Source organism: Streptomyces sp. SID8352, assembly GCF_009862265.1.
In the GTDB taxonomy this organism is placed as follows: Bacteria; Actinomycetota; Actinomycetes; order Streptomycetales; family Streptomycetaceae; genus Streptomyces.
Genome location: NZ_WWGX01000009.1, coordinates 1 through 18421, shown reverse-complemented (window position 1 = coordinate 18421; position 18421 = coordinate 1). Strand labels below are relative to the sequence as shown.

Genomic DNA, 18421 nt, shown 5'->3' with positions numbered 1-18421 from the left:
CTCAGGCGAGGAAGAACAGCTTGTTGAGGGGCAGTTCGCGGGCCGGGTCGATGGTCACCACCTCGCCGTCCACCGTCACCTGGTACGTCTCCGGGTCGACCTCGATCTCCGGCAGCACGTCGTTGCGGACCATGTTGTGCTTGCCGATGGTGCGGGTCTTGAGCACCGGCAGCACCCGCCGCCGGAGCCCGAGCCGCTCCGGGACCCCGGCCGCGATGCCGGCCTGGGACATGAAGGTGACGTGGGTGCTCTGGAGGGCCCTCCCGTACTGGCCGAACATGGGCCGGTAGTAGACGGGCTGGGGCGTGGGCAGCGAGGCGTTGGGGTCGCCCATCTGCGCCCAGGAGACGACCCCGCCCTTGATGACCATCTTGGGCTTGGCGCCGAAGGAGTGCATCGGCCAGAGCACGATGTCCGCGAGCTTGCCCGCCTCCAGGGACCCGACGTGGTCCGCGACGCCGCAGGCGATGGCCGGGTTGATGGTGACCTTGGCCAGGTAGCGCAGCACCCGCTCGTTGTCGTTGCGCGCGGAGTCCTCGGGCAGCGGACCGAACGCCTCCTTGCACACGTGGGCGATCTGGAAGGCGCGGGTGACGGACTCCCCGACGCGGCCCATGGCCTGGGAGTCGGAGGAGACCATGCTGATGATGCCCCGGTCGTGCAGGACCGTCTCGGCCGCGATGGTCTCCGCCCGCACCCGGCTGTCCGCGAAGGCGACGTCCTCCGGGATGTCGTGGCTGAGGTGGTGGCAGACCATCACCATGTCCAGCAGCTCGTCGACCGAGTTCCTGGTGTACGGCAGCGTCGGGTTGGTGGAGGACGGCAGCACGTTGGGCTCGCCGGTCACCCGCAGGATGTCGGGGGCGTGGCCACCGCCCGCGCCCTCGCTGTGGAAGGTGTGGATGGTGCGGCCGTCGATCGCGGAGCGGGTGTCCTCGAAGAAGCCGCCCTCGTTCAGGGTGTCGGTGTGGATGGCGACCTGCACGTCGTGGCGGTCGGCGACGGCCAGCGCGTTGTCGATGACGGCGGGCGTCGAGCCCCAGTCCTCGTGCACCTTGAGGGCGGCGGCCCCGGCCTCGATCTGCTCGTCGAGCGCGGCGGGGAGGCTGCCGTTGCCCTTGGCCATGATGCCGATGTTGACCGGCAGGTCCTCGGCGGCCTCCAGGAGGCGGGCGAGGTTGTACGGGCCCGGGGTGCAGGTCGTGCCGTTGCTGCCGTCCGTCGGCCCGGTGCCGCCGCCGAAGAGGGTGGTGATGCCGTTGCTCAGGGCCTGTTCGCACTGCTGCGGGGAGATCAGGTGCACATGCGCGTCCATGGCCCCGGCGGTGGCGATCAGGTGCTCGCCCGCGATGACCTCCGTGCCCGTGCCGATCACGAGCCGGGGGTCCACCGAGTCCTGGGTCTGCGGGTTGCCGGCCTTGCCGATGCCCGCGATGAAGCCGTCCTTGACGCCGATGTCGCACTTGACGACGCCGAGCACCGGGTCCAGCACCACGGCGTTGGTGATCACCAGGTCGAGGGCGCCCTGCGCGGCGGTGGCCTGCGGGTCGGAGCCCATGCCGTCACGCATGGTCTTGCCGCCGCCGTAGACGATCTCGTCGCCGTACGAGCCCTCGCGGACGTCCTTCTCGACCTCGACGACGAGATTGGTGTCGGCCAGCCGGAAGCGGTCGCCGACGGTGGGGCCGAACAGGTCGGCGTACTGCTTGCGGGAGAGGGTCGGCATGTCAGTTCGTTCCCTTCTTCTTGGCCTTCTTGGCTCCGGACTTGGCGGAGTCGCCCTTGCCCTCCGCCTTTCCGGCGGAGGACCTTCCGGCGGACGGGGAGTTCCCGGCGGCGCTCCCGGCCGGCCCCTCGGCGCCGCGGAAGCCGCGCTGGAACGCGCGGGCGACGGCCTCCACCCGGGCGGGGTGCGACTTGACGCTGCCGTTGAGCAGGCCGCTGAAGCCGGTGAGCCGCCCGGTGCCGGCGTAGGCGCACAGCTCGACCTCGCGGGTGCCGCCGGGTTCGAAGCGGACGGAGGTCCCGGCGGCGATGTTGAGGTGGGTGCCGAGCGTGGCGTTGCGGTCGAATTCGAGGGCGGAGTTGGCCTCGAAGAAGTGGTAGTCCGAGCCGACCTGGATGGCCCGGTCGCCGGTGTTGCGGACGGTGACCTTGACGGTGCGCCGTCCGGCGTTGATCTCGATGGTGCCTTCGCCGTACTGGTGGCGGGGGGGAAGCGTCATGACAGGCTCCTGCCGAAGGGGAGGGCGTACGGGGCGGGGGCGCGGCCGTCCCGGGGGTCGGGGTGCGCGCCGGGCGCCGGGGTTCCGTGGAGGTGGTCGCCGTGACCGCCGTGCGCGGGGCCGGGCTCCCCGGGGCCGTGGGGGTGGGGGTGCTCACCGTGGTCGTGCCCGTGGACGCCGGGGGCGTGGCCGTGGCCGGGGGTCCCGTGGCCGTGGTCGTGGCCGCCGGGACCGTGTCCGTGACTGGGGGTGCCGTGCCCGTGGCCGGGGGTGCCGTGGCCGTGCCCGTCGTCCCCGGGGCCGTGGCTGTGGGCGTGGCCGTGCCCGTGGGCGGCGGTCAGGGCGCGGGAGAGGCCGTCGTCGCCGTGCCGGTCGTGGAGGTGCCAGGCGTCGGCCGCGCGGGCGGCGAGCACCCCGGCCACCGCGGGCGCGGTGAGCAGCGGCCGCACCGGCTCGCTCGCCCCGGCGGGGAGGACGGGGAGCACCCAGGAGGCGGCCAGCGGCGCGACGCGCTCCGCGCCGAGGGCCCGGCAGCGGCGCACGCCCTCCGCCGGGTCCGGGTCGCCGCCGATCAGGGCGGTCTCGACGAGGCGGTGCCGTCCGTACTGCCGCACCAGGCGCGCGATCCGGAAGAGGTCGGCGTCGCTGAAGGGGTCCCCGGTCGGCGCGGTGACCAGCAGCGCCCGGTCCGCCGGCACCCGCAGGGCGGCCGACCGCAGCCAGCCGGTGAGGTGGTCCGCGGTGCCGAAGGGCCCGGCCAGCACGGTGCCGGCGCGCTCCGCGGGCGAGAGGGCCAGCAGGGTGCGGGCGGCGTCCGCGATCAGGTCCGGGTCCCGGCCCAGGGTCATCGGCACCACGCACACCGGTTCGTCCCGGGCGCGCTCCGCCCTGACCCGGGCGAGCAGTTCGCGCCCCCGGCCCACCCGGGCCACCCCGGGATCCAGCAGCCCGCGCAGGGCGCGTCCGCCGTCGCTCTCGTGGCCGCCGACGGCCACCACCGTGCCCCGGCGCACGGCTCAGCCGCCGACCGGGTCGTGGCAGGAGACGAGCTTGTTGCCGTCGTCGAAGGTCGCCTCCACCTGGAGCAGCGGGAGCATCTCCCGGACGCCCGGCATGGTCTGGTCCTCGCGGACGATGTGCCGCCCCAGCTCCATGCAGTCCGCGACGGTCTTCCCGTCCCGGGCGCCTTCCAGGATGGCCTCGGTGATGAGGGCCACCGACTCGCTGAAGTTCAGCTTCAGTCCGCGGTCGCGGCGCTTGCGGGCCAGGTCCGCCACGACGTACACGAGCAGTTTGTCGATCTCTCGGGGGGCCAGGTTCATGGGCTGGGCTGCCTTCCTCGGGAAGCGCGTTCGCGGGACACGGCCGCGGCCGGCGGCGGTGCGGACCGGCCGGAGCGGGTGGGGGACGTCGGACGGGTGTACGGGCGGGGTGCGGGGCGGTCAGTCGTCGGTGAGCGGGGTGATGCGCGACAGGGTGGGGACGGCGGCCAGCAGCGCCCAGGTGGCGATGTTGAACGGCCAGGTGAAGGTGTGGCTGCCGAACTCCTCGAAGAACACCGCCAGGGACGCGGTCAGGGCGGTGGTCGCGGCGGCGGCCAGCACCGTGTAGCCGAGGTTCCAGAGGGTGGGGCGCAGCAGGACCACGCCGAAGGCGAGGCTCGTCAGGACCGCGTTGTAGCCGTAGATGCCCTCGTGGACGAGGACGGCCGGGGCGCCCAGCGCCCAGGCGGTGAGGAGGCCGACGGCGCTGCCGAGCGCGGCGAAGGCGCCCACCCGCCATCCCGCGAGGAAGAGGCCGGCGAGCATGATCAGGCCGACGTACCAGGTCTCGACGAAGAAGATCTGGGAGACGTTGGAGAAGAAGCCCTGCCACAGGTCGGTCCAGTCGAGGACGGGGCTCTTGGGGGTGGCCCCGGTGACCGCGGTCTCCGGGGTGCCGTGCCAGATCCGGTCGAAGGACGGGGCGCCCAGCACCATCACCAGCGAGACCAGGCAGAACGGCCCGGTGAAGGCCCTCAGCCCGAAGGGGGCCAGCAGGGTGGTGAGGGTGGCCGTCACCAGGGTGCACATGACGGCGGCGGCCACGGCCATGACATAGGTCGAGGGGTGGTGGCCGAGGTAGACCAGCATGGCGATGCCGCCGAGCACCCCGCAGTACGTCATCAGCCCCTGGGTCAGGGAGTCGTGCGGGACGGCCAGCAGGCGCGCGGTGAGGGTGGAGGCGACGGCGCCGATGGTGGCGAAGAGGCCGGTCTGCCAGCCCTCCACCCACAGCGCGGCGAGGATCGCCAGGGAGGTCCACACGCTGGCCTGGAAGTCGACCTGGCCCACGCCGCGCAGCGTGCCCAGCGCCGTGTCCCGCCACGCGCGCGCTGTGGACGGGGGAGCGCTCCCCGGGGCTGGGGCGGACGGCCCGGTGCCGGGACCGAGGGGTTGCGAGGCCACACGTACTCCTTCGGAAGGGACCCCTGACGGGCCGTCGGCCGGGGGGCGGTGCCGCCGCCGGCCGTGCCGGGGCCGAGTGACCGGCCGCCAGCTAATGTGACGATATGCACCTTATGAACGATGTGCACCTCCATCCCCATCCGGACCACACCCCCGGTTCCCTGGGCCCGGTGGTGGCGGTGGTGGCGGTGGGCGGGGCGGTGGGCGCGCTGCTGCGCTACGGGCTGTCCCGCCTCTGGCGCAACGGCAGCGACGCCTCCCTGCTCTGGCACACCGGCTCCGCCGCGTTCCCCTGGACGACCGTGGTGGTCAACGTGCTCGGGTGCTTTCTGATGGGGGTGCTGACGGTGGCCCTGAAGGAGCGGTTCACCCGCGCCCCGCGGCTGCTCAACCCGCTGCTGGGGACGGGGGTGCTGGGCGGCTTCACCACCTTCTCGTCCTACACCGACGACGTGCGGCGGCTGCTGGAGAACGGCCAGCCGGGCACCGCCGTGGCCTCCATGGTGGTGACGGTGGCCGGGGCGCTGGCCGGGGTGGCCCTCGGCACGGCCCTGGCCCGCCTGGCCCTGACCGGGCGGCGGCTCCGACGGGACGCGGACGGCCCCCCGGCCGCGCGGAGCGGGCCGGGACGCCCGGACGGGGGCGTCTGATGGAGTGGCTGCTGGTCCTCGCGGGCGGGGCGGTCGGCGCGCCGGTCCGCCATCTGACCGGAGTGGTGACGCGGGAGCACCTGCGGTCCGCCTTCCACTGGGGCACCTTTCTCGCCAACATGGCCGCCTGTCTGCTGCTGGGCTTCCTGGTGCAGGCGGGCACGGACGGCGCGCTGGGCAGGACCGGGCAGGCCCTGCTGTCGACGGGCTTCTGCGGCGCGCTGTCCACCTGGTCGACGTTCTCCAACGAGCTGCTGTCCCTGACCAGCGCCCGGCGCCTGGCCGGGGCGGCGGGCTATCTCCTCGTCACGCTCGCCGTCGGGCTCGGACTGTCGTTCGCGGGAATGGCCGTCGCCCAGGCCCTGTGGTGAGCGGTGCCGCCGCCCGTGCGGCGCGGCGGTGGCGGGACGGGCGGGCCGGGACCGCCGCCCCCGGCCCGGCAGGCCCCGGGGAAAGGCCCCCCAAGGGCTGTCCCGTGATCCCCGGTGGATCAGCGCGCGGCGTCGGATGCGGTGCATCGCAAGGCGGAGGGGCGTCCTCATACCGGGCCGATCCGACAACGCGGCGAGGCGCCGTGGCTGTGCCGTGCGCCCGCCGGGGTTCACGGGACAGCCCTCTTTCAGCCGATGCCGCCGTTGCTCAGCAGGAGCTGGCCGTTGACCCAGCCGCCCTCCGCCGAGCAGAGGAAGCCGACGAGGTTGGCGCAGTCCCCGGGCACGCCGAGCCGCCCCAGGGGCGTGGCCCGGACCATGTCCGCCCGGTGCTCCTCGGACATCCACCCGGTGTCGACGGGACCGGGGTTGACGGCGTTGCAGGTCACCCCGAGATGGGCCAGCTCCCGGGCGGCGGCCAGGGTGATCCGGTCCATGGCGCCCTTGCTCGCCCCGTAGGGGAGGTTGCCGACGGTGTGGTCGCTGGTGAGGCTGATGACACGGCCCGTGCCGTGGGTCCCGCGGAACCGCAGCCCGTACTCCCGGATCAGCAGCCAGGTCGCCCGCGCGTTGACCGCGAAGTGCAGGTCGAAGCTCTCCACGGTGGTGTCCAGAAGGCCCGAGTCGACGGACTCGCAGTGGCAGAGCACCAGGGCGGTGACACCGCCCAGTTCGCGCTCGGCGGCGTCGAAGAGCCTGGCCGGCGCGGCCGGGTCGGCCAGGTCCGCCTCGACGGCGTACGTCCGCGCCCCGAGGTCCGCCGCCCGCTCCCGCAGCGCCCCGGCCGCCCCGGGCTCGGCGCCCCACTCCATCCGCGCGTCGTAGGGCGTCCAGTGGGTGAACGCCACGTCCCAGCCGTCCCGGGCCAGCCGCAGCACCACGGAGGCGGCGATCCCCGCCGACCGCCCGGCCCCCGTCACCAGGGCCACCGGCCGCCGCTCCCCCACCGTTCCGTCGCTCATGCCCCCATCCTGACCGGCCCGTTCCCCCGGGTCATCCGAATTCCGGCCACCGGTGGCGGTCCGCCGCCCGTCGGCGCGTCCACGGCACGCGCGCGGGTCCCGCTCCCCGGCTCGCCGGGGCCCTGGGCGGCGGGGCACCCGGGACGGTCCCGTCGCGACTCCGCCCACACCTCGGCGCCGACGCCCGTGGCNNGGCGGGCGGAGGAGCGCGGGCCTCGTCTCACCCCTCCGTGGGCCGGTGGTGACCCCCCGGACTTCCCCGGCGGCCCGCCCGATGGCCGGGCAGGCCCAGCCGCCTGGGACGACCGAGCGGCTTGCTGGAACGACGGGCCGCCACGCCGCAACACCTGCTTCGGACAGGCCGGTTGGACGCTACGTTGGAGAGGCATCGCGCGAGGGAACGCGTGGGGACCGGCGACGGATCGCGCGCGGGGCGGCCCGCCCACGGGCGGTCGTCCCGGCAGCGGGCCGCCGCCCACCGGGGCCGACGCGCCGGCCCGGGGCGCACCCGATGCTCCGGCGGACGGAACGCCCCCCCTCGGCGCCCGGCTCGACCGGGCGTTCGCTCCCCTCGCCCCCGACAACCGCTGAACCGAAGGAGCCCACCCATGGCCGCGACCCCGTTGACCGACGCCGAAATCGACCGGGCCCTCACCGGCCTCCCCGGCTGGGCCGTCCGGGACGGGCGGCTCACCGCCGCCTTCAAGGGCGAGCGCTCCGCCGTCCCCGACTTCTACGCGGCGGTGGCCGCGGCCGAGGACGAGGCGAACCACCACGCCGAGGTCACGATCCTCTACGGCACCGTCCGCCTCGCCCTCAGCACCCACGACGCGGGGGACGCCGTCACCTCCCTCGACACCGCCATGGCCGCCCGGATCGGCACCCTCGCCGCCGAACACGGACTCCGCCCGGCCGACGGCTGACCCGGCCCGGCGCTCCCGGCGGGGACGGACGGCGGGTACCCGGGGGCCGCCGGCCTCCGGGGACGCGGTGCCGTCGGCCGGTCCGCCGCAGCGCGCGGGTAACGGGAACGGTGCGCGCATCCCCTCGGCAGGGCGCCGATCCCGGAGCACCCGCACGACCGGGCCTCCCGGCGGGGACGGACGGCGGGACCGCACGGCGGGGCCCTTCACCACCGCCCCCGCACCGTCGGTCCCCGGCCCGCCGGCCCCCGGGTCGCGGCCCCGTCACCGGCCCTCCCGACAGCCCGGTCGGCCTCGGTGAGGAGGGCGTCCAGGAGGGCGGGCCCGGTCAGGGGCCCGGTGAGCACCGCGCTCATCCGGTCCGCGGCGGCTGCCACCACGGGGGCGCGGGGGACGAGGGCCCGGCGGCGGGCGGGGAGGGGGAGTTCCGGCGGGGCGCCGAGGCAGTCGGCCAGGACGTTCAGGGTGTCCATCAGCCAGAGCAGCGCCACCTCCCGGAGCCGGGCCGTCCGCTCGCGCCCGGGCAGCCGCGCGAGGTGCCGTTCGAGGGTCGCGGCCACACCCCCCACGATCTGCCGCGCCGCCCGCGGATCCGGATGCGCGGCGGCGACGAGCACCGCCCGGCCCAGCAGCGTCGCCAGGTCCGGCTGGGGCCCGGCGGCCCACCGGACGGCCGGGCGGGTGAAGGTCAGGCGCGGGCCGTCGAGGAGGACGTGCTCGGGGTCGAGGTTCCCGAACACGGCCGTCTCCCGCTGGGGCGGGAGCGCGTCGGCCATCGGGAGCAGCCGTCGCGCCGCGCTCCCCATGGGGACCACGGCCCTCCGGCGCGCGTCCTCCGGAAGTCCGCCGCCCCGGCCGAGCACTCGGAGCCGGGCGGGGGCGGTGGGGCCGCCGAACGTCCGGCGGAAGACCCGGACCACGGACCGCTCGCCCACCGTCGCGACCCCGCGCAGGCTGCCCGCCCCCGGCGGGCCGTGGAGGGCGGCGAGGGCGCCGAGGACCTCGTCGAGCAGCATGCCCGTCTCCCACGGGCGGGCCGCCAGCACGTCGGAGACCGGGGTGCCGGGTGCGGTCCGGGTGAGCAGCACACCGCCGCGCAGGCCGGCCGTCCCGCACACCCGGGGGCGGCCGAGCGAGCGGAGACGGTCCAGGTGCCGGGCCTCGCGCACGGTCAGCGGGTCGGCGTTCGCCAGGTAGGGGCGCTGGGCCTGCCGGACCTGCGCCCAGGTCCCCCCGGCGCCCCGCAGGACCGCCCCGAGGGGCAGGCCGAGCCAGTCGTACCGGGCGACCAGTTCCTCGCCGTCCACCAGGACCCGGCGGAGGTACGAGGCCGCGCTCGGGCTCCGGGGGCCGAGGACCACCTCCCGCCCCGGCCACAGGTCCGCGACCGCGCGGGTGATGATCCGCCGGGTGGCGGTGTCCAGCAGCACGGCGTCGACCACGGCGTCCCGCCGCGCGGCGGAAGCCGTGGGGTTCCCCCTTCCCGGCGGTGGGACGGCGTTACGGGAGCCGCCCCCGGCCGGGACGCCCACGGTTCGGGCGCCGACGGAACGGCCCGGCAGCTCAGTCACCGGTCTCCGCCTCCTCGCAGGCGACTTCCGCCCACACCCGCTTGCCCTCCCGCAGCATCTCGACGCCCCACCGGCCGCCGCTCAGCGCCTCCACGATCTCCAGGCCCCGCCCGCTCTCCTCTCCGGCGCGGGCGGCGCGGGGCTGTGGACGGCTCGGTGACAGGTCCACCACGGCCACCCGGACACACCGGTCACTCAGCCGCGTCACGGTGAGGCGGACCGAGTCCCGCCGCGCGTGCTGGACGGCGTTCGTCAGCAGTTCGCTCGTGACCAGTTCCGCCGCGTCGGCAATGCCGGAGAGGGCCCACTCCCGGAGCACCCGGCGTACGACGCGCCGTCCCGCTCCGACGGATTCCGCCGTGCGGGGCAGCGACGCGGCCTGCGTGTCGTCCTCGGCGCGCAGGGTCTCCGGGGTCACCATGCGCCGTCCCCCACCGCCCCGGGGTAGCCGCTTCCCACGCGTCCTGCCGCCGGACCCCGAGGCACCGTGCCAGACATCAGGAAGGGGGCGACGCCGAGGGGCCACGACTGCGCGGCCGGAGACGGCTCGCCTCCTATGACGATCCGTCCGGCCAGGAAACCGGACAGCGCAACGGTGGTGCTCGGATCGGTCTTCTGCGTGGTTGCTCTCGCCATGACTACGCCTTGCCTCTGGGGGAATCGGAGCGCCCGCGCCTCGGTCCACCGACCGGGCCAGGCTCGCACCAGGACCCGCGAACGGGCCGCCGATGACCAGACAACTCCCCTGCCGGGCAGTTCACTTAGGACGATCCGGCAAGAACCGTGCACGGCCACATAGGGAGATTTGGCGACCTATTTACCTGACTCACGGCAGCTAAAACGCTACGGTGCGTAGATGGACGCCATGCGCAACACAGCATTGGAAGCATGGATGGCAGAGCACGGCCACAGCTCAAACAGCCTGGCTGAAGCGGTGAACGTGGCCGTGGAGCACCTCACCGGACGCCCCGGTGGACACGACGGATCGTCCGTACGCAGGTGGAAGTCGGGGCGCGTTCGATGGCCCAACTCTGCGACCCGCACGGCCCTTGAGGACATCACCGGCCTACCCGCCACCGCTCTAGGGTTCCTCCCGCGGAGCCGGATCTCATCCGCGCCCGCCCCAACGCAGGAGGACTCCGACATGAAGCGCCGAACTTTCGTCGGCGGTATCGCTGCGGCGGCAACTGCCGCTGCCACCACCCCCAGCACCTTTGCTCGCCGGATCGGCATGAGCGACGTGGAACGCCTGCAACAGCGCTTCACCGAGATCATCGCCAGCGACCACCGCCACGGCGGTCAGCCAGCTACCGAACAGCGTGCCGCCGCGCTCGCCGACGATGCATTGAGTCTCCAGAACGCGGGAAGCGCGACTCAGCGCGTACGCGGCAGCCTCTACGCGTCCGCCGCCGCCTTTCGTTCGTCGGCGATGTGGGCCGCTATCGACGGACGCCGTTACGAAGCAGCTACGGATCACATGCGCGAGGCCCAGGCACTCGCCGAGATGTCCGACGACCAGGCGATCAAGTTCCGCATCTGGAGCCACGCGGGCACCATGTACCGGCACATGGGCCGTCCTGCGGACGCCATCGCCGCGAACGATGTCGCCCGCAACCTGCACATCACGCGCCGCGACCCGCTGTTCGCGTGCCTCGGGCATGCTCGCCAGGCCGCCACTCTCGGCCTCACCGGAGACTCGGCAGCAGTACGCAGCGCACTCGGCAGTGCTCGGGATTCCATGGACCGCGCTGACCCCCGCCTCTCCCGTCCGGTGTGGATGACAGCGACCCTCAGCGGAGCAGAACTTGAAACGCTCTCGCTTGCCGCGCACCTACGCCTCGGCGACTTCGAACAAGCCGAAGCCCATGCCCATCGGAGCCTTGCCCTGCTCCGCCCCCACATGCGGCGTGACCGCGCCCTCAACACCGCCCGGCTAGCGTACGCGCAGCTTCGGCAGGGAGACGCTGAGGCAGCCACCGCCACGGCCATGCGTGTACCCACCGATGTCGCCACCGGCCACGCTCGCGTGACACGCATTCTCGACGCGTTCGGAATCAGCCTGCGAACTGCCGCGCGCGGGAGCAGCAGCGCACAGACATGGAGTGAACACACCTCCAACTGGAGAAGGCCCGCATAGGCCGGCCGAGCGCGATCGAGTTGCGCGGTTTCGCCAAACTCACTCCATTCTCAGCAAACTTCCACCCTGTGCAAGCTGAGAGTTCAGGCCTGCCGGGCATTGCCCGTACGCGGATCACTCCGTTCGGCGAACGCCTGGACCGGCACGGGAACGAGTCGGGGTTCCTGGCCGTTCTGGCGTATGCCGACGACGCGCCCGTCGGCTACGCCTACGCGCAAACAGGATCACCCACGGCGACCGGTACTGGCAGCGGTCCGTCCCGCCGCCGTCGCCGGAGTACACGGCGCAACCTGCTGTAGCGCTCAAGGAGATCGGGGTCCGCCCCGCCTGGCGGGGGACAGGAACCGCCCGGCGCATCCACGACGCGCTGCTCCTCGCCCGCGGCGAGCCCTACGTCACGCTCATGGTCAACCCGGCGGCCGGGGACGGAAAGGTCCACTCCGTGTACCGGTCCTGGGGTTACGTGGACATCGGCCACAGCCGGCCCTCTCCGGCGTCCCCGCTCCTCACAGTGATGATCCGCCCCACCTCGTGACCGGAGGCGATGGGAGCGGACGGGCGCCGGTGGCGGTCGTCCGCCCTCAACAAGGCGGACGCCGCCGCGTCCAGGACGGGTGCCGTCTCGCCGTTCGTCACCCGAGCGGGGTGATCTCCACCGGCTCGCCCAGGTCGTAGAAGTGCTGGGTGTGGGTCGCGCGGGTGCCGGCGACCTCCACCGTGGCCTGGTCGCCGACCGGGGTCCAGTCCTCGGCGAACCAGAGGACGAAGTCCTGCACCGGGAACCCGTTCCAGGTGAACGCGCCGTCGCTGGTGATCCGGTACGCCTGGGCGGTCTTGCCGTCGGGCAGCTCGATCGAGTCCTTCGCGTCGTCGACCTTCCACACCGGCTGCGACCGCACCATCTCCGCGGTGTACTTGACGTCGGAGAAGACCCGGTACAGCTCACCGGTCACCCCGACGAGCTGCTCCTGGGGGTCGTCCGAGTCCCTGTCGCCCTTGACGGGGCCGTCCCCCTGGTCGATCCACATCGTCCCGTCGAGGAAGACCATCTTGACCGGGCCCTCGGGGCTGGTCAGTTCACCCTGGAAGTTGTACTCGGGGTCGTAGGTGAACTCGACGTCGCCGAAGGTGTCGGCGGTGATGCGCATCTTTCCGGAGCCGTGACTCGACAGCGCCTCGGAGACGCACGTGCCGAGCGGTCCGCCGGCGAGCGTCGCGCCCGGCCGGAGGCTCAGCGCGGTGCACGACGCGGGGGCCTCCCAGGCCGGCTTCGAGGGCGCCTCCGACGGCGCGGCGCCGGTGGTCTCGGCGGCGGGCTTCCCCCCGGCCGCCGAGGGCTCCGCCTCGTCCGTCGAACAGGCCGCGAGGCCCAGTCCGAGGACGGCCGCCGCAAGCCCCGCCATGACTCTCTTCCGTGTTCCCACGTCGTTCCCCGTCTCGCACGCTTCCTCGTCGCCCCGCCATCGGTCCCGGCCGCGCCGGTCCGCCGGTCCGCCCGGGCGGCGCGCTACTCGACGCCGACGGGCCCCTCCGGCCCGATTCGGACGGGATGCGCCCGGAAGGGTGCACTCCGGAGGAAGGGCTCTGTCCGCGTGCACCGTACCGTCCCGGGCTGCGGCCACCGCCCTCCGGTCCGGCACGCGGTCGGTTCCCTCCTCGGTGACGGGGTGCGATCCCGTTCCGAGCCCGCTCACGGTCGATCGGCGCCCTGGCGTGCCTTCTTCCGGGGCGGCTCGCGATGCGCCGCGGTCAGTTCGAGGGACGGGGGAACGCGGCGAACTCGTACCTGGTCGACCCCTTGGTGCCGTCGTCGAGTTCGACGGACGCCTCCAGGTAGTAGGTGCCGGGGTACATCGGCTTGCGCCCGAGGAAGATCGTGTCCACGCCGCAGTACTGGATGGCGCCCTGCTCGAACAGCTCCCGGCCGGCGTAGAGCCGCCATGTCAGGTGGCACCCGCTGCTCTGCTCGACGCCCTCCAGCGTGTACACCGAGTTCTCCACGGCGACGCAGAAGACCTGGATCTCCTCGCAGGAGTAGACCTTGTCCTTGCCGGGGCGATACGTCTCGTCCACCGACAGGTTGATCGTCAGGCCCTTGGCACGCGAAGGACTTGGACTCTCGGACGGTGGAGACGGTGCGGGTTCGGGCGCATGGGACGTGACCTCCGCGCTCAGGGTCGGCGTGGGGGAGGCGGCACCCTTCTCATCGTCGGCCCCATTGAGTAACGCGAAAAACGACGGGACGCCGATCAGCGCCAGAATGCCGCCGATTGTCGCAATACGTCCAGCTATGAGCCAAAAAGGTGTTTCACCTCTCCGACTTTCCATGGCCCAGTGTCCCACCAGCACCCATCTGTGCGCCGGTTGATCCATTGGCCCGCCGACACGGCCTCCCGGCCCGTGCGGGCGGGCCGGGCCCGCAGAGGGCCATGGGCGGCTCGCCGGGACGAAGACAGCCGGGGCCGGGACTTTCGCCGGGGCCGCTGCGGGCCGCCGCGCATGGGGCGGGCCGGACGGCAGTTCGCCAGGTCAACGGCGCCCCGGCGGGATGCCCCGCCGTTCGGCCGCACCCGCGCGTGAGCCGCTCAGAGCCGCCCACCCCGGCGAGAGACGGAAGAGGCGGCCCGTCCGCACGGGCACCGGCCCGGAGCCTCCGGGGCGCCCGCCTCGCCCGGTGACCGGACACCTCGCCCGCCCGGGTTCCGGCGGGCCCGCGCGGTGTGCCGCGGAGGCGGCGCCTCCTCCCTGTGTTCCCCGTCGGGAAGGCGGGTACGGGGGCCCGCACCGGGCATGCGGGCCGGGACCCGCATGCCGGTTCGTGCCCGGAGCCGGACTTGAACCGGCACGCCCTCACAGGGGCAGCGAGGTTTAAGCTCGCCGTGTCTGCATTCCACCATCCGGGCAGGCCATGGGCACCGCATCGAGCATCCTGAGCCTATCGGGACGGCTCGTCCCGACCGAGGCCGGGAGGACCCATGTTGTCTTATTTTATTGGCGCCTGAGGGGTCATCAGCTCCATGGGCAGGCCATCCGCACTTGCCAACAGCCTTGCGTGCGGGAACGGGCCGCGTATACGGAATGACGTAATTTCACCGTCTCGACAGAAGCGTCCGAACCTGCATGGGCGACATCCCGGTCGGACGGTTCGTGAACGGTGCCCGTCGGGGGCCGGTGTCATCCTCAGGTAGGACGGTCCGGCGGTGCCGTCCGACCGAGGTCGCCCCCCGGAACCGGAACAAGGGCTGACGGCGGCGGCGCTCCCGCACGGCACGATGAAGGGGTAGCCGAGCACGCCGTACCGACAGGAGCACCCCCGTGACCACCGCACCCACCGCCGACCGGGCCACCACCGTGGCCGCGCGCGCCACGGAGCTGTCCAAGATCTACGGCCAGGGCGAGACCCAGGTCGTGGCCCTGGACCGCGTCTCCGTCGACTTCGTCCGCGCCGAGTTCACCGCGATCATGGGGCCCTCCGGCTCCGGCAAGTCCACGCTGATGCACTGCGTCGCCGGGCTGGACACCTTCTCCTCCGGTTCCGTGCGCATCGGCGACACGGAGCTGGGCTCGCTCAAGGACAAGCAGCTCACCAAGTTGCGCCGGGACAAGATCGGCTTCATCTTCCAGGCGTTCAACCTGCTGCCGACGCTGACCGCGCTGGAGAACATCACCCTGCCGATGGACATAGCCGGCCGCAGGCCCGACAAGGAGTGGCTCGGCTCCGTGATCGACATGGTGGGACTGTCCGGGCGGCTCGGGCACCGGCCCGCCCAGCTCTCCGGCGGCCAGCAGCAGCGTGTGGCCGTGGCCCGCGCCCTGGCCTCCCGGCCGGAGATCATCTTCGGCGACGAGCCCACCGGCAACCTGGACTCCCGCTCGGGCGCCGAGGTCCTGGGCTTCCTGCGCAACTCGGTGCGGGAGATGGGCCAGACCGTCGTCATGGTCACCCATGACCCGGTGGCCGCGGCCTACGCGGACCGCGTGGTCTTCCTCGCGGACGGGCGCATCGTCGACGAACTGCGCGGGCCGACCGCGGACTCCGTGCTGGACCGGATGAAGCGCTTCGACGCCAAGGGCCGCACGAGCTGAGCCCCCGCCCGGTCCCGCCCCGCCGGGGCACCGGGCGCCCGACCACGCACCCGCGCCACCGGCCCCGGACCTCCGCCTCCCAGGACTCCGGCCCCCGCGCTCCCGCCCGGGGCGCACCACGCCCCGCACTCCCCCGCCGCCGCCTCCGCGCCGCCGCCCTCCTCCACCGACAGAGAAGACCCATGCTCCGTACCGCCCTGCGCAACGTACTCGCGCACAAGGCCAGGCTGTTGATGACCGTGCTCGCCGTGATGCTCGGCGTGGCGTTCGTCTCGGGCACCCTGGTCTTCACCAACTCCGTCTCCGGCGCCCTCCAGAACAGCTCGGCCAAGGGCTTCGGCCATGTCGACGTGGCCATCGGGCCCGCCTACCAGGAGGCCTCGGGGGACACCCCCGGCAAGGTCCCCGAACTGACCGGCTCCGTACTCGACCGGAGCGCCGGGGTGCCCGGCGCCGCCTCCGCCATCGGCGTGGTCCGCGGCTTCACCGCCATCGCCGACAAGGACGGCGGCCTGATCGGCGACGGCTGGAGCACCCAGGGCGGCAACTACTGGGGCACCGACGACCCCCGCTACCCCCTGACCGAGGGCCGCGCCCCCCGGGGCGCCGGTGAGATCCTGATCGACGCGAAGACCGCCGAGCGCACCGGCTACGGCGTCGGCGACACCGTGCGGCTGTCGGTCGACGGCCCGGTGCTCACCCCGAAGGTCACCGGTGTCTTCCGCACCGACGACGGCGCCGTCGCCGCCGGCGGCACCCTCGCCCTGTTCGACACGGACACCGCCCAGCGGCTGTTCGGCAAGCCCGGCACCTTCGACGAGATCGACGTCAAGGCGAGGCCCGGGGTCACCGAGACCGCGCTCAAGGCGCAGCTCGACAAGGCGCTGCCCGAGGGCCTCTACGAGACCCACACCGGCCGGCAGCTCGCGGACGACCAGGCGGAGATGATCGCCCGGTCGATGAGCGGCATGAAGCAGGGCCTGCTGGTCTTCGCCGGGATCGCGCTGTTCGTCGGCACCTTCATCATCGCCAACACCTTCACCATGCTGGTGGCCCAGCGCACCCGGGAACTGGCCCTGATGCGGGCGGTCGGCGCCTCCCGGGGCCAGGTGACGCGGTCGGTGCTGATCGAGGCGTTCGTGGTGGGCGCCGTCGCCGCGGTCGCCGGTCTCGCCGCCGGCGTCGGCATCGGCGCCGGACTCCGCTCGCTGGTGGGCTCCCTCGGCGGGAACCTGCCCGACGGCCCGCTGGTGGTCTCCCCCGGCACCGTCGCCGCCGCTCTCGTGGTCGGCGTCCTGGTCACCATGCTGGCCGCCTGGCTGCCCGGCCGCCGCGCGGCGAAGATCCCGCCGGTGGCGGCGATGAACAGCGTGCACGCCGCGGCGACCACCAAGTCCCTGGTACTGCGCAACACCCTCGGCGCCCTGTTCTCGGCAGCCGGTGTCGCCGTGGTCCTGGCGGCGACCACCATGAAGGGCTCCGACGGGCAGGCCCCGATGGGCCTCGGCGCGGTGCTGCTGATCATCGGCGTCTTCATCCTGACGCCGCTGCTGTCCCGTCCGCTGATCGCCGCCGCGGCTCCGCTGCTGCGCGTCTTCGGCATCGCCGGCAAGCTGGCCCGGCAGAACTCGGTGCGCAACCCGCGCCGCACCGCCGCCACCGCCTCGGCGCTGATGATCGGACTCACCCTGATCACCGGCATGACCGTGATGGCGGGCAGCCTGCAGAAGTCCATCGACCGGATGGCGTCGTCCGCCATCCGGGCCGACTACGTCGTCTCCATGGCCAACGGCAACCCGCTCTCCCCCGACGTGGGCGAGAAGCTGGGGCGCGCCGAGGGCGTCACCGCCCTCAGCCCGCTGCGCGACTCGCCCTCCCGCATCGACGGCGAGACCGAGTACCTCACCGGTGTCGACGGCGCCACGATCGGCGCCCTCACCGACCTGCCCGTCGAGGAGGGGGCATTCACCGTCACCGGCACCCGGATCGTCGTGGACGGCGACACCGCCGAGCGGCACGGCTGGAAGACCGGGTCGGCGCTGACCGTCGGCTACGAGGACGGGAAGAAGCAGCGCCTCACCGTCGCCGGGGTCTACGAGGGCAACGACATGATCCGGGGCATCATGGTCGACAACGCCACCCTCACCCCGCATCTGTCGGACCCCGTCGACATGCAGGTCATGGTGAAGACGGCCGACGGCACCTCGGGGCAGGCCAAGGAGGCCCTGGAGAAGGCGCTGGGCAGCAACCCGGCCATCAAGATCCAGGACAAGAAGGACATCTCCAACGAGATCGCCCAGATGTTCACGATGATGCTGAACATGCTCTACGGCCTGCTGGCCATGGCGGTGATCGTCGCCGTCCTCGGGGTCATCAACACCCTTGCCATGTCCGTCTTCGAGCGCTCGCAGGAGATCGGCATGCTGCGCGCCATCGGCCTGGACCGCCGGGCCGTCAAGCGGATGGTGCGCCTGGAGTCCCTGGTGATCTCCCTCTTCGGCGGCGTGCTCGGGATCGGCCTGGGCGTGTTCTTCGGCTGGGCCGCCGGTGAGCTGATGGGCACCACGCTGGCGACCTACGAACTGGTCCTCCCCTGGGGCCGGATGGCCGTCTTCCTGCTGCTGTCCGCCGTAGTGGGCGTCCTGGCGGCGCTCTGGCCGGCCCGCCGCGCGGCGCGGCTGAACACCCTGCTGGCCATCAAGGCGGAGTAGCCGCCCCGGCCCCGCGCGGGCCGCACCCACGCACGGGCCCCGCTCCGTCCCCTTGAACCCGAGGAGTCGGAGCGGGGCCCTGGCGCGTCGGCACCGGTGCCGGGCCCGCGCGCGTGGGCGCCGGAGCGGGCGGTCTAGGGCCTCTCGTTTGGATCATGCCGGGCTCGCGGGCCCTGACACCGCACCTCGCCGCGTTGTCGTCGGTCGCCAGGGCTCCGCCCTGACTCCCTCCTCCGCCTTGCGACGCACGGCGCCGGACCCCGCTCCCTGATCCGGCC

At 73.4% G+C, this 18421-nt stretch carries 16 protein-coding genes, 1 tRNA gene and 1 pseudogene; 7 read left to right on the top strand and 11 right to left on the bottom strand.

What is annotated here, in order from left to right:
* Position 1: 1 nt before the first annotated feature.
* The 5 genes from ureC to GTY84_RS03275 form a co-directional block, all read right to left on the bottom strand.
* Positions 2 to 1726: an urease subunit alpha gene (gene ureC / locus GTY84_RS03295; protein WP_161224560.1), complete on the bottom strand. Its 1725-nt coding sequence runs from the start codon at positions 1724 to 1726 to the stop codon at positions 2 to 4.
* Between the two features lies 1 nt (position 1727).
* A complete protein-coding gene (locus GTY84_RS03290) occupies positions 1728 to 2225 on the bottom strand; it encodes an urease subunit beta (protein ID WP_161224559.1) in 498 nt (165 codons plus the stop codon).
* Positions 2222 to 3238: a cobalamin biosynthesis protein CbiX gene (locus GTY84_RS03285; RefSeq protein ID WP_345943328.1), complete on the bottom strand. Its 1017-nt coding sequence runs from the start codon at positions 3236 to 3238 to the stop codon at positions 2222 to 2224. The genes GTY84_RS03290 and GTY84_RS03285 overlap by 4 nt, the downstream gene beginning before the upstream one ends.
* Positions 3239 to 3241: 3 nt before the next feature.
* On the bottom strand, positions 3242 to 3547 hold the full coding sequence (locus GTY84_RS03280) for an urease subunit gamma (RefSeq protein ID WP_161224558.1): 306 nt from the start codon (positions 3545 to 3547) through the stop codon (positions 3242 to 3244).
* Positions 3548 to 3667: 120 nt separating this feature from the next.
* Entirely contained in the window at positions 3668 to 4558 is an 891-nt protein-coding gene (locus tag GTY84_RS03275; RefSeq protein WP_345943327.1) for an urea transporter, read from the bottom strand.
* 227 nt (positions 4559 to 4785) lie between these two features.
* On the opposite strand from GTY84_RS03275, the gene crcB reads away from it, so the two are divergent.
* Entirely contained in the window at positions 4786 to 5322 is a 537-nt protein-coding gene (gene crcB, locus GTY84_RS03270; RefSeq protein ID WP_237532009.1) for a fluoride efflux transporter CrcB, read from the top strand.
* Positions 5319 to 5693, top strand: a complete 375-nt coding sequence (locus tag GTY84_RS03265) for a CrcB family protein (protein ID WP_161224594.1) — start codon at positions 5319 to 5321, stop codon at positions 5691 to 5693. The genes crcB and GTY84_RS03265 overlap by 4 nt, the downstream gene beginning before the upstream one ends.
* A 248-nt stretch (positions 5694 to 5941) precedes the next feature.
* On the opposite strand, the gene GTY84_RS03260 is transcribed toward GTY84_RS03265, so the two are convergent.
* Positions 5942 to 6715 carry an SDR family oxidoreductase gene (locus GTY84_RS03260; protein WP_161224556.1) on the bottom strand — a complete coding sequence of 258 codons (774 nt, stop codon included), beginning with the start codon at positions 6713 to 6715 and terminating at the stop codon, positions 5942 to 5944.
* A 608-nt stretch (positions 6716 to 7323) separates the two neighbouring features.
* On the opposite strand from GTY84_RS03260, the gene GTY84_RS03255 reads away from it, so the two are divergent.
* Complete coding sequence (locus GTY84_RS03255) at positions 7324 to 7638, top strand: 4a-hydroxytetrahydrobiopterin dehydratase (protein WP_161224555.1); 315 nt, start codon at positions 7324 to 7326, stop codon at positions 7636 to 7638.
* Between the two features lie 206 nt (positions 7639 to 7844).
* Here GTY84_RS03255 and GTY84_RS03250 read toward each other — a convergent pair whose 3' ends face one another.
* On the bottom strand, positions 7845 to 9209 hold the full coding sequence (locus GTY84_RS03250) for a hypothetical protein (protein ID WP_161224554.1): 1365 nt from the start codon (positions 9207 to 9209) through the stop codon (positions 7845 to 7847).
* Positions 9202 to 9630: an ATP-binding protein gene (locus tag GTY84_RS03245; protein WP_161224553.1), complete on the bottom strand. Its 429-nt coding sequence runs from the start codon at positions 9628 to 9630 to the stop codon at positions 9202 to 9204. Before GTY84_RS03245 ends, GTY84_RS03250 begins: the two co-directional genes overlap by 8 nt.
* A gap of 723 nt (positions 9631 to 10353) precedes the next feature.
* On the opposite strand from GTY84_RS03245, the gene GTY84_RS03240 reads away from it, so the two are divergent.
* A complete protein-coding gene (locus GTY84_RS03240; protein ID WP_237532008.1) occupies positions 10354 to 11346 on the top strand; it encodes a hypothetical protein in 993 nt (330 codons plus the stop codon).
* A 68-nt stretch (positions 11347 to 11414) separates the two neighbouring features.
* Positions 11415 to 11881 (top strand): annotated as a pseudogene (locus GTY84_RS33370) (GNAT family N-acetyltransferase).
* A gap of 97 nt (positions 11882 to 11978) precedes the next feature.
* Here GTY84_RS33370 and GTY84_RS03235 read toward each other — a convergent pair.
* From GTY84_RS03235 to GTY84_RS03225, 3 genes are all read right to left on the bottom strand, one after another.
* Positions 11979 to 12749 (bottom strand): hypothetical protein, encoded by a 771-nt coding sequence (locus tag GTY84_RS03235; protein ID WP_161224551.1) that lies wholly within the window; start codon positions 12747 to 12749, stop codon positions 11979 to 11981.
* A gap of 346 nt (positions 12750 to 13095) precedes the next feature.
* On the bottom strand, positions 13096 to 13419 hold the full coding sequence (locus tag GTY84_RS03230) for a hypothetical protein (protein WP_161224550.1): 324 nt from the start codon (positions 13417 to 13419) through the stop codon (positions 13096 to 13098).
* A 746-nt stretch (positions 13420 to 14165) separates the two neighbouring features.
* Positions 14166 to 14249: transfer RNA gene (locus tag GTY84_RS03225), tRNA-Leu, on the bottom strand.
* 412 nt (positions 14250 to 14661) lie between these two features.
* On the opposite strand from GTY84_RS03225, the gene GTY84_RS03220 reads away from it, so the two are divergent.
* Both GTY84_RS03220 and GTY84_RS03215 read left to right on the top strand, forming a co-directional pair.
* On the top strand, positions 14662 to 15432 hold the full coding sequence (locus GTY84_RS03220) for an ABC transporter ATP-binding protein (RefSeq protein WP_161224549.1): 771 nt from the start codon (positions 14662 to 14664) through the stop codon (positions 15430 to 15432).
* A gap of 182 nt (positions 15433 to 15614) precedes the next feature.
* Complete coding sequence (locus GTY84_RS03215) at positions 15615 to 18143, top strand: ABC transporter permease (protein WP_161224548.1); 2529 nt, start codon at positions 15615 to 15617, stop codon at positions 18141 to 18143.
* Positions 18144 to 18421 lie beyond the last annotated feature (278 nt).